This window comes from Burkholderia lata, from assembly GCF_000012945.1.
In the GTDB taxonomy this organism is placed as follows: domain Bacteria; phylum Pseudomonadota; class Gammaproteobacteria; order Burkholderiales; family Burkholderiaceae; genus Burkholderia; species Burkholderia lata.
This window is the reverse complement of record NC_007510.1, coordinates 693,118-705,707: the sequence shown is the minus strand read 5'-3', so window position 1 is coordinate 705,707 and position 12,590 is coordinate 693,118. Positions and strand designations below refer to the sequence as shown.

12 protein-coding genes are annotated in these 12,590 nt (G+C 67.0%); 8 read left to right on the top strand and 4 right to left on the bottom strand.

Annotation, left to right across the window (positions count from 1 at the left end; all coding sequences use genetic code 11):
• Window positions 1–87 precede the first annotated feature (87 nt).
• The 4 genes from yajC (at window position 88) to BCEP18194_RS09130 (ending at window position 5,247) form a co-directional block, all read left to right on the top strand.
• Window positions 88–411, top strand: a complete 324-nt coding sequence (yajC, locus tag BCEP18194_RS09145; RefSeq protein ID WP_006476868.1) for a preprotein translocase subunit YajC — start codon at window positions 88–90, stop codon at window positions 409–411.
• Between the two features lie 106 nt (window positions 412–517).
• Window positions 518–2,542 carry a protein translocase subunit SecD gene (secD, locus tag BCEP18194_RS09140; protein WP_011350996.1) on the top strand — a complete coding sequence of 675 codons (2,025 nt, stop codon included), beginning with the start codon at window positions 518–520 and terminating at the stop codon, window positions 2,540–2,542.
• Between the two features lie 16 nt (window positions 2,543–2,558).
• Entirely contained in the window at window positions 2,559–3,509 is a 951-nt protein-coding gene (secF, locus tag BCEP18194_RS09135) for a protein translocase subunit SecF (RefSeq protein WP_011350995.1), read from the top strand.
• A 208-nt stretch (window positions 3,510–3,717) separates the two neighbouring features.
• Window positions 3,718–5,247, top strand: a complete 1,530-nt coding sequence (locus tag BCEP18194_RS09130) for a S41 family peptidase (protein WP_011350994.1) — start codon at window positions 3,718–3,720, stop codon at window positions 5,245–5,247.
• 24 nt (window positions 5,248–5,271) lie between these two features.
• On the opposite strand, the gene BCEP18194_RS09125 is transcribed toward BCEP18194_RS09130, so the two are convergent.
• The 4 genes from BCEP18194_RS09125 to BCEP18194_RS09110 all read right to left on the bottom strand — a co-directional run bounded on the left by BCEP18194_RS09125 (window position 5,272) and on the right by BCEP18194_RS09110 (window position 8,511).
• On the bottom strand, window positions 5,272–6,549 hold the full coding sequence (locus BCEP18194_RS09125) for an MFS transporter (protein ID WP_011350993.1): 1,278 nt from the start codon (window positions 6,547–6,549) through the stop codon (window positions 5,272–5,274).
• Between the two features lie 185 nt (window positions 6,550–6,734).
• Complete coding sequence (locus BCEP18194_RS09120) at window positions 6,735–7,316, bottom strand: YceI family protein (protein WP_041492742.1); 582 nt, start codon at window positions 7,314–7,316, stop codon at window positions 6,735–6,737.
• 65 nt (window positions 7,317–7,381) lie between these two features.
• Window positions 7,382–7,942: a YceI family protein gene (locus BCEP18194_RS09115; protein WP_011350991.1), complete on the bottom strand. Its 561-nt coding sequence runs from the start codon at window positions 7,940–7,942 to the stop codon at window positions 7,382–7,384.
• An 8-nt stretch (window positions 7,943–7,950) separates the two neighbouring features.
• Window positions 7,951–8,511 (bottom strand): cytochrome b, encoded by a 561-nt coding sequence (locus tag BCEP18194_RS09110; protein WP_011350990.1) that lies wholly within the window; start codon window positions 8,509–8,511, stop codon window positions 7,951–7,953.
• 258 nt (window positions 8,512–8,769) lie between these two features.
• On the opposite strand from BCEP18194_RS09110, the gene BCEP18194_RS09105 reads away from it, so the two are divergent.
• Genes BCEP18194_RS09105 through BCEP18194_RS09090 form a run of 4 tightly spaced genes read left to right on the top strand, consistent with a single transcriptional unit; the run spans window position 8,770 to window position 12,392 of the window.
• Window positions 8,770–9,435 (top strand): paraquat-inducible protein A, encoded by a 666-nt coding sequence (locus tag BCEP18194_RS09105; protein WP_011350989.1) that lies wholly within the window; start codon window positions 8,770–8,772, stop codon window positions 9,433–9,435.
• Window positions 9,432–10,061: a paraquat-inducible protein A gene (locus BCEP18194_RS09100; protein WP_011350988.1), complete on the top strand. Its 630-nt coding sequence runs from the start codon at window positions 9,432–9,434 to the stop codon at window positions 10,059–10,061. Before BCEP18194_RS09105 ends, BCEP18194_RS09100 begins: the two co-directional genes overlap by 4 nt.
• Window positions 10,054–11,673 (top strand): intermembrane transport protein PqiB, encoded by a 1,620-nt coding sequence (locus BCEP18194_RS09095; RefSeq protein WP_011350987.1) that lies wholly within the window; start codon window positions 10,054–10,056, stop codon window positions 11,671–11,673. Before BCEP18194_RS09100 ends, BCEP18194_RS09095 begins: the two co-directional genes overlap by 8 nt.
• Window positions 11,670–12,392 (top strand): PqiC family protein, encoded by a 723-nt coding sequence (locus tag BCEP18194_RS09090; RefSeq protein ID WP_011350986.1) that lies wholly within the window; start codon window positions 11,670–11,672, stop codon window positions 12,390–12,392. The genes BCEP18194_RS09095 and BCEP18194_RS09090 overlap by 4 nt, the downstream gene beginning before the upstream one ends.
• The last annotated feature ends 198 nt before the right edge of the window (window positions 12,393–12,590 follow it).

Below are 12,590 nucleotides of genomic sequence, written 5' to 3'. Positions count from 1 at the left end.
AAAGCGCATTTGCCGATCCGTTTGCGCATGGGGCCGGTGGTAGAATAACCGGCTTATTTTTCGATCTTCCCCTACGGAGAGACCAACGTGCCGTTCATTTCCAACGCGTTCGCCCAAGGTGCCGGTGGCGCCGAATCGAGCCTGATGAGCTTCCTGCCGCTCATCCTGATGTTTGCCGTGCTCTACTTCATCATGATCCGTCCGCAGATGAAGCGTCAGAAGGAGCACCGCAACATGCTCGCGGCCATGGCCAAGGGCGACGAAGTCGTCACGAGCGGCGGCCTCGTGGGCAAGGTGACGAAGGTCACCGAAGGCTACATCGGCGTCGAGATCGCCGAAGGCACCGAAATCACCGTGCAGAAGGCTGCGGTCACGACCATTCTGCCGAAGGGCACGATCAAGTCGCTGTAAGCCCTTCACCGAGCGTCCGGCTCCCCGCGCCGTGCCCGCCTGAGAGAGCGGGCCGCCGCGGCGCCGGACGCGACGCTTTCACGCCAACCACCCGTTCGGCTCCCTCATGAATCGTTATCCACTCTGGAAATATGTCGTGATGGTCGTGGCGCTCGCCATCGGCCTTCTGTACACATTGCCCAACTTCTTCGGCGAATCGCCGGCGGTGCAGGTGTCGAGCGGCAAGGCCACGGTCAAGCTCGACTCGACCACGCTGACCCAGGTCGAATCGGCGCTCGCCTCCGCGCAGATCACGCCGGACGACGTCACCTTCGAGAACACGGCGACCAACGCGAACATCCGCGTGCGCCTGAAGGACACCGATACGCAGCTGCGCGTCAAGGACCTGCTGCAGAAGTCGCTGAACGCCGACCCGAACGATCCGCAGTACGTCGTCGCCCTGAACCTGCAGAGCGCGTCGCCGCGCTGGCTGACTGCCCTGCATGCGCTGCCGATGTATCTCGGCCTCGACCTGCGTGGCGGCGTCCACTTCCTGCTCCAGGTCGACATGACGGGCGCGCTGACGAAGAAGCTCGATTCCGACGCGTCCGACGCGCGCACGCTGCTGCGCGACAAGAACATCCGCGACGGCGGCGTGAGCCGCGTCGACCAGTCCGTGGTCGTCAACTTCAGCGATGCGCAGACGGCGGAAGACGCCCGCAAGGTGCTCGCGCTGTCGATCACCGAACTGCAATGGGCGACCCAGCCCGGCGGTGGCGGTACGCAAGTCGTCGGCACGTTCACGCCGGCCGTGCAGAAGTCCGTCGAGGACGCCGCGCTCAAGCAGAACCTGACGACGCTCCACAACCGCGTGAACGAACTCGGCGTGTCCGAGCCGATCCTGCAGCAGCAAGGTAGCGACCGCATCGTCGTCGAGCTGCCGGGCGTGCAGGACACCGCGAAGGCGAAGGACATCATCGGCCGCACCGCGACGCTCGAAGCGCGCCTCGCCGACCCGATCAACACGCACCCGAACCCGAACGATCCGGTGCCGCCGGGTGAAGAGCTGTTCACGCAGGGCAACCAGGCGCCGGTGCTGCTGAAGAAGGAAGTGATCTTCACGGGCGACCGCATCATCGATGCATCGGCCGGCTTCGACGATCACCAGCGTCCGTCGGTCAACATCCGCCTCGATTCGGCGGGTGGCCGCTCGGTGCGCGCGGTGTCGCGCGAGAACATCGGCAAGCCGATGGCGATGGTGCTGTTCGAGAAGGGCAAGGGCGAAGTGCTGACGGTCGCGACGATCCAGTCGGAACTCGGCGACCGCTTCCAGATCACGGGCCAGCCGACGCCGCAGGCTGCGGCCGACCTCGCGCTGCTGCTGCGCGCCGGTTCGCTCGCGGCTCCGATGGACATCATCGAGGAACGCACGATCGGCCCGAGCCTCGGCGCCGACAACATCAAGATGGGCGTCCACTCGGTGATCTGGGGCTTCTGCGCGATCGCCGTGTTCATGATCGCGTACTACATGCTGTTCGGCGTGGTGTCGGTGATCGGCCTGTCGGTGAACCTGCTGCTGCTCGTCGCCGTGCTGTCGCTGATGCAGGCGACGCTGACGCTGCCCGGTATCGCCGCTATCGCGCTCGCGCTCGGTATGGCGATCGACGCGAACGTGCTGATCAACGAGCGCGTGCGTGAAGAACTGCGCGCCGGCCAGCCGCCGCAGACCGCGATCCAGGCCGGCTACGCGCATGCCTGGGCGACGATTCTCGACTCGAACGTCACGACGCTGATCGCCGGCCTCGCGCTGCTCGCGTTCGGCTCGGGCCCGGTTCGCGCGTTCGCGATCGTGCACTGCCTCGGTATCCTGACGTCGATGTTCTCCGCGGTGTTCTTCTCGCGCGGGATCGTCAACCTCTGGTACGGCGGCCGCAAGAAGCTGAAGTCGCTCGCGATCGGCCAGGTGTGGAAGCCGGAAGGCGCCGCTGCCGCCGCATCGTTCTCCGACGCAGACGAATCGACCGACACCGCACGTGCCGCGAAGCTCGCCGCGCCCGCCAAGGGCAACGCGCCGCGCGCCGCCGGCAAGCCGCAGCTGCGCAACCGCGCGCAGCAAGGCGTGTCGCCGAAGAAACCGGGCTCGACCCAATAAGGCCCCGGAGAAGACCATGGAATTTTTCCGCATCCGTAAAGACATTCCGTTCATGCGGCACGCGCTGGTGTTCAACGTGATCTCGCTGGTCACGTTCCTCGCCGCCGTGTTCTTCCTGTTCCACCGCGGGCTGCACCTGTCCGTCGAATTCACCGGCGGGACGGTGATCGAGGTGCAGTACCAGCAGGCCGCTGAACTCGAACCCGTGCGCGCGACGCTCGGCAAGCTCGGCTACGCCGACGCGCAGGTGCAGAACTTCGGCACATCGCGCAACGTGCTGATCCGCCTGCAACTGAAGGAAGGCCTCACGTCCGCGCAGCAGAGCGACCAGGTGATGGGCGCGCTGAAGGCGCAGAGCCCGGACGTCACGCTGCAGCGCGTCGAGTTCGTCGGCCCGCAGGTCGGCCGGGAGCTCGCGACCGACGGCCTGCTCGCGCTCGCGTGCGTCGTGATCGGCATCGTGATCTACCTGTCGTTCCGCTTCGAGTGGAAGTACGCAGTGGCCGGCATCATCGCCAACCTGCACGACATCGTGATCATTCTCGGCTTCTTCGCGTTCTTCCAGTGGGAGTTCTCGCTGGCGGTGCTCGCGGCCATCCTCGCGGTGCTCGGCTACTCGGTCAACGAGTCGGTCGTCATCTTCGACCGGATCCGCGAAACGTTCCGCCGCGAACGCAAGATGAGCGTGCAGGAAGTGATCAACCACGCGATCACGACCACGATGTCGCGTACGATCATCACGCACACGTCGACCGAAATGATGGTGCTGTCGATGTTCTTCTTCGGCGGCCCGACGCTGCACTACTTCGCACTCGCGCTGACGGTCGGCATCATGTTCGGCATCTACTCGTCGGTGTTCGTCGCGGGCTCGCTCGCGATGTGGCTCGGCATCAAGCGCGAAGACCTGATCAAGGAAAAGAAGTCCGCGCACGATCCGGACGATCCGAACGCAGGCGCGCAGGTTTAAGCGTCACGCTGCTTCGGCACAGACGAAAAGCCGGCCCGGTTGGGCCGGCTTTTTTTTGCCTGCGCCACCCGACGTACATCGCGCCCCCCCCCGCTCGCCCTGCCCCGTCGCGCGCGTCGGCTACAATCGTGACCGTCCCGCCGCGCCGCCCGCCGGCTGTGCGTCGGCAGGACAGCACCTTCGCCCTCCGTTCAAACGTGCGGTCCCGATGATGCCTCCCACGCGTGTCGTTCTTCGCCTTGCCGTTTGCGCAGCCGTCACGGCCGCGCTCCTGCCGTGTGCGTCATCCGTCCGTGCGCAACAGCCGGCGTCCGCCCCGCCCGCTTCTGCACCCGCCGCTCAACCGCCATCGCCCTGCCCGCCCGACTGGGAACCGCAGATCTGCGAGCTCAAGGCGGCTGTCGAAGTGCTCAAGAAACAGCACCTGACCGACATCGACATCGGCGCGCTGCTCGACGCAACGACCCACGCGGGAATCAAGACACTGCCGTACGCGCGTTTCTTCGACGCGAAGGAGGAGCAGGAGCGGCGCGACGACGAACGGCGCGCGCGCGACGGCACGCCCGGCATCGGCATCGTGTTCGAGACGCGGCCCGACGGGCTGCACATCGTCGACGTGATTCCCGACGCGCCCGCGGAAAAAGCCGGCGTGCGTCCCGACGATCTGGTCGTCGCGATGAACGATACGAGCGTCGTCGGCATCGACCCCGCCGACCTGGCCAAACTCTCCAAGGGCGACGCGGGCGTACCGCTGAAACTCACGGTCCAGCGCGGCCCGTCGCACACGGTGCTGAACTTCGCGCCCGTGCGGACGATCCTCAAGCCGCATCCCGCGACCGCGAAACGGCTCGACGGCGACATCCTGTACACGCGGCTGTCGAGCTTCCCCGAACCGGCGGTCGGCGACTACATCGACGCGGTGCAGGCCGCGCGCCGCGCGGGCCCGCCGGTGAAAGGCCTGATTCTCGACCTGCGCATCAACGGCGGCGGCGCGCTCAATGCGGCGATCGGCATCACCGCGCTGTTCACGGGTCGCGACCGCACCGCGATGGTGACGGTCGAGCGCGGCGATGCCAACCGCCGCCGCTACACGACCAACTGGCCCGATTACGAATTGCCGGTCATGCACGGCCAGGACCCGCTCGCGACGCTGCAGACGGACGTCTGGTGGCGTACCGTGCCGCTCGTCGTGCTCGTCGACGGACAGAGCGCGTCGGCCGCCGAGGCGACCGCGGCAGCGCTGAAGGATCTCGGCCGCGCGAAGCTGCTCGGCATGCCGACTTACGGGAAGGGGCTCGCGCAGACGGGCGTCGACCTGATCGACGGCACCCGCCTGAATTTCACGTACGCGCGCAACCTGCGGCCGAACGGCTGCCCGATGGACGGCTACGGCGTCGTGCCGGACTGGCTCGTGCCACCGCGCCGCGACTCGGACGTCGACGGCGTGCTGCTGTGGTACCGGGAAGCCGATCTCCCCCGTGCGCCGTATGCGGACCGGCTGGCGCCCGATCCGTTCGCGAAGGTGCGCAAGGAACGGCAGAAGCTGCGCGAGCAACGTGCGCTCGCGAAGATCGATACGGCGAAGAGCGCGGCGCTGCCGCAGCGCGAGTTCGGCACGGCAACCGACTGGCAACTCAGGCAGGCGCTTGCCGCGCTCGCCGGGCGCCCGGTGCGGACCATCGAAGCCAAACCGCAACTGATGCCGGCACGGCCCGTATGCGAGCGCGCCGGCAACTGACGCGCCCCGCGCCGCACCGCCCGGTTACCGGAACCCGAACCGCTTGCGCAGCACGACCAGCGCCACGAGGCTCAGTACGGCCGCGAACATCAGGTAGAAGCTCGGCGCTGTCTTCATCCCGGTCGCCTTGATCAGCCACGCGATGATGAACGGCCCGAAGCCGCCGAAGATCGTCACCGCGACGTTATAGGCGAGCGACATCCCGGTCGTGCGCGTCTGCACCGGAAACACTTCGGACAGCAAACCCGGCAGCGCCGCGAAATAGCCCGTCATCAGGAACGCGAGCAGCACCTGCAGCGCGATCAGCGTGCCGAAGCCCGGATGGGCGACCAGGTACGCGAATGCCGGATAGATCAGCACGAGGATGCCGATGGCCGGCGCGATCATCACGCGCACGCGGCCGTAAGTGTCCGACCAGTGGCCGACGAGCGGCGCGAACGCCATCTGGATCACGCCGACGACGAGGATCGCCGCGAACGCAGCCGACGGCGCGAGGCCAAGCTGCTTCACGCCGTAGGTCGGCATGAACAGCACGAGATAGGTCGCGACGGTGCCGAGCACGACCACGCCCATTGCAGCAACGAGGCGCGCCTTGTGCGACGCGAACGTGTCGCGCAGCGGGTTCGCGGTGCCTTCCGCCGCGAGGAATTCGGGGGTCTCGTCGACCTTCGTGCGGATGTAGTACGCGACCGGCCCGAGCAGCAGGCCGAAGAAGAACGGCACGCGCCAGCCCCATGACGCCATCTGCGCGGCCGTGAGCTGCGCGTTCAGCACGGTGCCGAAGCCGGCGGCGAGCAGCGTCGTGAGCCCCTGGCTCGCGACCTGCCAGCTCGCGAAGAAGCCGCGCCGGCCCGGCACGTGCTCGGCGAGGAACGCGGTCGCGCTGCCGAACTCGCCGCCGGCCGAGAAGCCCTGCATCAGCCGTGCGGCGACGAGGATCACCGGCGCCGCGACGCCGATCGTCTCGTAGGTCGGCAGCACCGCGATGATCAGCGTGCCGCCCATCATCAGCAGGATCGACAGCGTGAGCGCGGCCTTGCGGCCCTCGCGGTCGGCATATGCACCGAGCACGATCGCGCCGAGCGGACGCATGAAGAACGACACGCCGAACGTGCCGAGCGTGAGCAGCAGCGACACGGTGTCGTTGCCGGCCGGGAAGAACAGCTTGGAAATCGTCACCGCGAAGAAGCCGTAGACGACGAGATCGAACCACTCGAGCGCGTTGCCGATCGATGCGGCGACCACCGCGCGCCACACGCGCGGCGACGAGGCAATGGAACGGGACTGCGTGACGGCATGCATCGGCGATCTCCTTGTCGTTGTACGTTCTGTTCGAGGCGGCCGCTCGCGCGCCGTCGGCCTGCCCGGCGCCGGGTACGGCGCTCGGGCGATTATAGGCGCGCAAATAAAAACCGCCGCGCCCCCTGACGGGAACGCGGCGGCGGGCTCGCAGCGGGCCGGCGCGAAGGCCGGCCCGGCCGGCGGGCTTACTGCTGCTTGAGCGCTTCGGCCGTGATCAGCAGCTTCGTCTTCATCTTGAAGCCGTACTGCTTGCCGTAGTCGAGGCCGAAATCGCTGCGGTCGAATTCGCCGACGGCGTCGACACCGCACACTTCACGCTTGAGCATCGGGTGCGGCATGCACTTGAACGAATCGATCTTCAGCGTGACCGGCTTCGTGACGCCATGCAGCGTCAGGTTGCCGACCACCGACACCGGCTTGTCGCCGTCGAACTTGATCGCGCCCTTGTAGTTCGCCTGCGGGAACTTGGCGACGTCGAAGAATTCGGCCGTCTGCAGATGCTCGTCGAGCTTCGCGCTGCCGGTGTGGATCGACGCGATGTCGGTCGTCACGTCGACGGTACCCGTCTTCGCCGCGCGGTCGAGCGTCACGGAGCCGCTCGACTTGTCGAACTTGCCGCGCCAGACCGACAGGCCGCCCATGTGGTCAGCCTCGAAGCTCGGGTACGTGTGGCTCGGGTCGAACTGGTACGTGACGCTTTCGGCAAAGGCCGAGAACGACAGCGACGCTGCCAGCGCGCCCGCGGCGATGATCAGTTGCTTTTTCAAACTCTTTCTCCTTGGAACGGCGCCGCGCCCTCGCGCGGCGTTCGGGTGAGGCAACAGCCCGCCGCTTACTTGGTGGCGACGAGGTGGAACTTGATCTGCACTTCGTCCGCGACGACCGACGTGTCCTTCCATTCGCCGGTGCCGACGTTGAAGGCCGAACGCTTGATTGGCAGCACGCCGTCGAAGGTCTGCGTCGCGCCGCTCTGCGTGACCGTGACGGGCACCGTGACGTTCTCGGACTTGCCCTTGATCGTCAGCTTGCCGGTCACGTTGTACTTGTTGCCGCCCGCCGGCGCGATCGCCGACGATACGAACGTGGCCTGCGGATACGCCTTCGCGTCGAACCAGTCCTTGCCGGCAACCTGGTCGTTGTACATCTTGTCGCCGAGGTCATAGCTCGCGACGTCGATCGTCATCTGGGCACTGCCCTGCGCGGCTTTCGCCGGATCGAACTTCACCTGCGCGGAAAACTTCTTGAACGCGCCTTCGGTCGGCACGTTCATCTGCTTCGACACGGCGGACACCTTGCTCTTCGCGAGATCGACATCGGCGAGCGCCGCGCCCGACGCGACAAGTGACACCGCGGCGAACGCGGTCAGCATGGAGCGGGAGAAAGACACTTTCATGGGATCCTTCATTTGGCAAAGGGGAGCATCCGCGACAGCAGGCCGTCGCGGTCCAACAACTGGTGCTTGAGCGCCGCGACCACGTGCAGCGAAACGAGCGCAAGCAGAATGTAATTCAATGACACGTGAAGCGTCTTGAAGGTTTCCTTCAGCACCGGATCGGGATCGATCAGCCGCGGCAGCGGCACGATGCCGAGATAGACGACCGGGATGTTCGACGCCGAGCTGTACAGGTAGCCCGTCACCGGAATCACGATCATCAGCACGTACAGCAGGATGTGCACGCCATGCGACGCCGCACGCTGCCACGCGGGCGTACCGCCCGGCAGCGACGGCGGCACGTGGGTTGCACGCCACAGCACGCGGATGACGGCCAACGCAAATACCGTCACGCCCATCCACTTGTGCCACGAGAAGTACTTCAGCTTGGTCGGCGTGAAGCCGGGGATGTCGGTCATCACCCAGCCCAGCGCGAACGCGCAGACGATCAGCAGCGCGATCAGCCAGTGCAGCGCGATCGCCGTCTGCGTATAGCGTACCGGCCTGGCCAGCAGCGATTTCGATGCCATCTTGGATTCCTCAGTTCAGCGAACGGCCGCGCCGGCAACTGGTCCGACGCTTGTCAAGGGCGCCATGCTACCGCAACCTTTTGACACGCGCGGACTCTGAAGACAGGCACGTCAGCCGGCTGACGGTTTCCTGTCATGTTACCGATCAGTCACCGAACCCGCGATCGTTGACACGCCGAAAAAGGCCTTTTGGTAAGATTGGCGCGGGTTCCGGCCCCGTCGACGCGTCTCCCCAGCCGTCGCACAACTGCTTTTTCCATGCAACGAAACGACCTGATTGCCTGTCACGAGTGCGACGCACTGTTGCACAAACCGCGCCTGAGCGGACGTGAATCCGCGCGCTGCCCGCGCTGCGACGCGCTGCTCTATCGCAACAGCGCCGCGCAGATCGAGCGGATCTGCGCGCTCGCGCTCGCGGCGCTGATCACGTTCACGATCGCGCAGGTGTTCCCGATCCTCGAAATGGACGTGAACGGCAACCGCGTGCAGACCACGCTGATCGGTGCGATCGATTCATTGTGGCACCAGGACATGGCGATCGTCGGCGTGATGGTGTTCTGCTCGACCGTGCTGTTCCCGCTCATCGAGATGGCCGCGCTGCTGTACCTGCTGCTGCCGATCCGGCGCGGCCTCGTCCCGCCCGGCTTCAACCTGGTGCTGCGCGCGATCGAGCTCGTGCGGCCGTGGGGCATGATCGAGGTGTTCATGCTCGGGATCCTCGTGACCATCGTGAAGATGGTCAGCCTCGCGCGTGTCGTTCCCGATGCCGCGCTGTTCGCATTCGCCGCGCTCACGCTGATGATCGCCGTCGTGCTGATGTTCGATCCGCGCACGCTGTGGGACATCGCCGACGACCTGCGCGCCGGTCGCGCGCCCGGGCAGCCCGACGATGCCGCCCCGCTGCCGGAAGCCGCCCGCCGATGACGATCCCGACCGCCGCCCGCGAGGGCTATGTCAGTTGCCACACCTGCGGGCTCGTGCAGACGCTCGACCATCCGCATGCACACTGCGCGCGCTGCGGCGCCACGCTCCATTTCAGGACGCCGAACAGCCTGATGCGCACGTGGGCACTGCTGCTCGCCGCCGCGATCCTGTACATTCCCGCGAACCTGCTGCCGATCATGCGCACGGCGTCGATCGTCGGCTCGCAGGAAGACACGATCATGAGCGGCGTCATCTATTTCTGGGTCTCCGGCGACTGGCCGCTTGCCGTCGTCGTGTTCGTCGCGAGCATCCTCGTGCCGATGCTCAAGCTCGGCGTGCTGCTGATCCTCGTGATCAGCGCGCAGCGCCGCACCGCCTGGCGGCCGCTGCAGCGCACGCGCCTGTTCCGGATCGTCGAGCGCATCGGCCGCTGGTCGATGCTCGACATCTTCGTCGTGACGCTGACCGTCGCGCTCGTCCATTTTCGTTCGCTCGCCATCATCACGGCCGGCCCCGGCGCGCTCGCGTTCGGTTCCGTCGTGATCCTGACGATGCTCGCATCGATGCAGTTCGATCCCCGCCTGATCTGGGATCCAGTCGAAACCTCAGGGAATCACCATGAATAGTCCACAAGGCCCGCAGCACGACGCGCCCCGGCCGCCCGATCCGACGATCTCGACGAAAAGCGGCTGGCTGCCGTCGCTCGTCTGGCTCGTGCCGTTGATCGCCGCGCTGATCGGCATCGGCCTCGTGATCAAGTCCGTGCGCGAGCGCGGCCCCGAAATCACGATCAGCTTCCACAGCGCCGAAGGGCTCGAGCCCGGCAAGACCCAGGTCAAGTACAAGGACGTCGAGATCGGCATGGTCAAGACGATCAAGCTGTCGAAAGACCTGTCGCGCGTGCTCGTCCAGGTGCAGCTCAAGAAGGAAGCGGAGGACTTCGCGGTCAAGGGCTCGCGCTTCTGGATCGTGCGGCCGCGCGTCGGCGCGACCGGCGTGTCGGGGCTCGGCACGCTGCTGTCCGGTGCGTACATCGGCGTCGACGCCGGGCGCTCGGACGATACGCTGACCGACTTCACGGGCCTCGAGACGCCGCCCGCCGTCACGGGCGACCAGAAAGGCACGCAATACGTGCTGCGCGGCGATTCGCTCGGTTCGGTCGACATCGGCTCGCCCGTCTACTACCGTCGCGTGCAGGTCGGCCAGGTGGTCGGCTTCTCGCTCGACAAGGACGGCACGGGCGTCACGTTCAACGTGTTCGTCAATGCGCCGTACGACCAGTACGTCGGCGTGAACTCGCGCTGGTGGCAGGCAAGCGGCGTCGACCTGCGGCTCGACTCCAGCGGCCTGAAGCTGAACACGCAGTCGCTCGCGACGGTGATCCTCGGCGGCATCGCGTTCCAGACGCCGCCCAACCAGGGCTCCGGCACGACGGCGCCGAACAACACGACGTTCCGCCTCGCGTCCGACGAAGGCGACGCGATGCGCGACCCGGACGGCCAGCCGCTGCAGGTCGTGATGAACTTCAACCAGTCGCTGCGCGGGCTCGCCGTCGGCGCGACGGTCGACTTCCGCGGCATCGTGCTCGGCGAAGTGACGAACATCGGCATCGACTTCGATCCGAAGACGAAGAACTTCCTGATGCCGGTGACGATGAACGTGTATCCGGAGCGCCTCGGCCGCCGCTTCCGCGAAACGATCGAGAGCAAGGGCGAACCGGCCCGCCGCGAGATCGTCGAGCGGCTCGTCCAGCACGGGCTGCGCGGCCAGCTGCGCACCGGCAACCTGCTGACGAGCCAGTTGTACGTCGCGCTCGACTTCTTCCCGAAGGCGCCGGCCGTGAAGATCGACACGGCGCGCCAGCCGCTCGAGCTGCCGACCGTGCCGAACACGCTCGACGAGCTTCAGTTGCAAGTCGCCGACATCGCGAAGAAGCTCGACAAGGTGCCGTTCGACCAGATCGGCGCGAACCTGAACAGCGCACTGTCGAACGCCGACAAGCTGTTCAAGCAGCTCGACACGCAGGTCGCGCCGGAAGCGCGCGACACGCTGTCGGCCGCGAAGCAGACCTTCTCGACCGCCGAAGCGACGCTGCAGCAGGATTCGCCGCTGCAGTCCGACGTGCGCGGCGCGCTGAAGGAGCTCACGCGCACGCTGCAGTCGCTGAACGCGCTCGCCGACTACCTCGAGCGTCACCCCGAATCGCTGCTCAAGGGCAAGCCAGGAGATCAACAATGACGACACGCGTGAACGGTTTCGCGAGCGGCGCGGCGGCGGCTGTCGCCGCCCTCGCGCTCGCCGCGTGCAGCTCGCCGCCCGCGCGGTTCTACACGCTCAGCCCGGCCGACGCCGCAGCGCCGCTGCGCACCGTGCCGGCCAACCCGGCGTTCCTGATCGAGGTGCCGTCCGTCGGCGTGCCCGAGCAGGTCGCGAAGAACCAGCTGGTCGTGCAGAAGAACGCCGCGCAGGTCGACGTGCTCGAGCAGGAACGCTGGGCGTCGCCGCCCGCCGACGAGATCCGCCGCGCGCTGTCGGAGGATCTCGCCGCGCAGCTCGGCACGATCGACGTCGCGAATTCCGCGTACCCGCCCGGCGTGCCCGTGTACCGGATCAGCGTGAACGTGCAGCGCTTCGAATCGTGGCCGGCCAAGCGCGCGGCGGTCGACGCCGTGTGGAGCGTGCGCTCGCTCGCCACGCAGGCGGTGATGACCTGCCGCACGAGCGTCGCGGAACCGGTCGCCGACGGCTACGACGCGCTCGTCGCCGGCCACCGGCGCGCGCTCGACGTGATTGCCACGCAGGCCGCGGCCGGCGTACGCGCGATGGCCGCGCGCCGTGGCACACCGGCTTCGACGGCATCCGCCGCCGGCAAGACGGCTGCCGCACCGGTCGTGCCGTGCCCGGCCAACCCGATTTCCGGCGGCGACGCCAGCGTGACGGGCAAGCCTGGCGCGTAAGCAGGCAGCGCGCAGGCGAACGCTCGACGGCGTGCTCGCCTGCGCGGTTTCTGACGGCGTGATCGGGATCGTCGACGAGGCGATGACTGCCATCGGCGTTGCCGCGCCGCAGCCCGCCTCGCATCGCGATGCATCGGCCAAACGGCCGCCTTGCATTGTTTGTCAAAGTCGGCCGGAACCGGCGCCATGCCATACGGT

Excerpts from the sequence above, each read along its gene's own strand:
- BCEP18194_RS09125 (WP_011350993.1), bottom strand. The coding sequence starts at position 6,549 with ATGCATGCCGTCACGCAGTCCCGTTCCATTGCCTCGTCGCCGCGCGTG.
- BCEP18194_RS09110 (WP_011350990.1), bottom strand. The coding sequence starts at position 8,511 with ATGGCATCGAAATCGCTGCTGGCCAGGCCGGTACGCTATACGCAGACG.
- secF (WP_011350995.1), top strand. The coding sequence starts at position 2,559 with ATGGAATTTTTCCGCATCCGTAAAGACATTCCGTTCATGCGGCACGCG.
- BCEP18194_RS09090 (WP_011350986.1), top strand. The coding sequence starts at position 11,670 with ATGACGACACGCGTGAACGGTTTCGCGAGCGGCGCGGCGGCGGCTGTC.
- secD (WP_011350996.1), top strand. The coding sequence starts at position 518 with ATGAATCGTTATCCACTCTGGAAATATGTCGTGATGGTCGTGGCGCTC.
- BCEP18194_RS09100 (WP_011350988.1), top strand. The coding sequence starts at position 9,432 with ATGACGATCCCGACCGCCGCCCGCGAGGGCTATGTCAGTTGCCACACC.
- BCEP18194_RS09095 (WP_011350987.1), top strand. The coding sequence starts at position 10,054 with ATGAATAGTCCACAAGGCCCGCAGCACGACGCGCCCCGGCCGCCCGAT.
- BCEP18194_RS09130 (WP_011350994.1), top strand. The coding sequence starts at position 3,718 with ATGATGCCTCCCACGCGTGTCGTTCTTCGCCTTGCCGTTTGCGCAGCC.
- BCEP18194_RS09115 (WP_011350991.1), bottom strand. The coding sequence starts at position 7,942 with ATGAAAGTGTCTTTCTCCCGCTCCATGCTGACCGCGTTCGCCGCGGTG.
- BCEP18194_RS09105 (WP_011350989.1), top strand. The coding sequence starts at position 8,770 with ATGCAACGAAACGACCTGATTGCCTGTCACGAGTGCGACGCACTGTTG.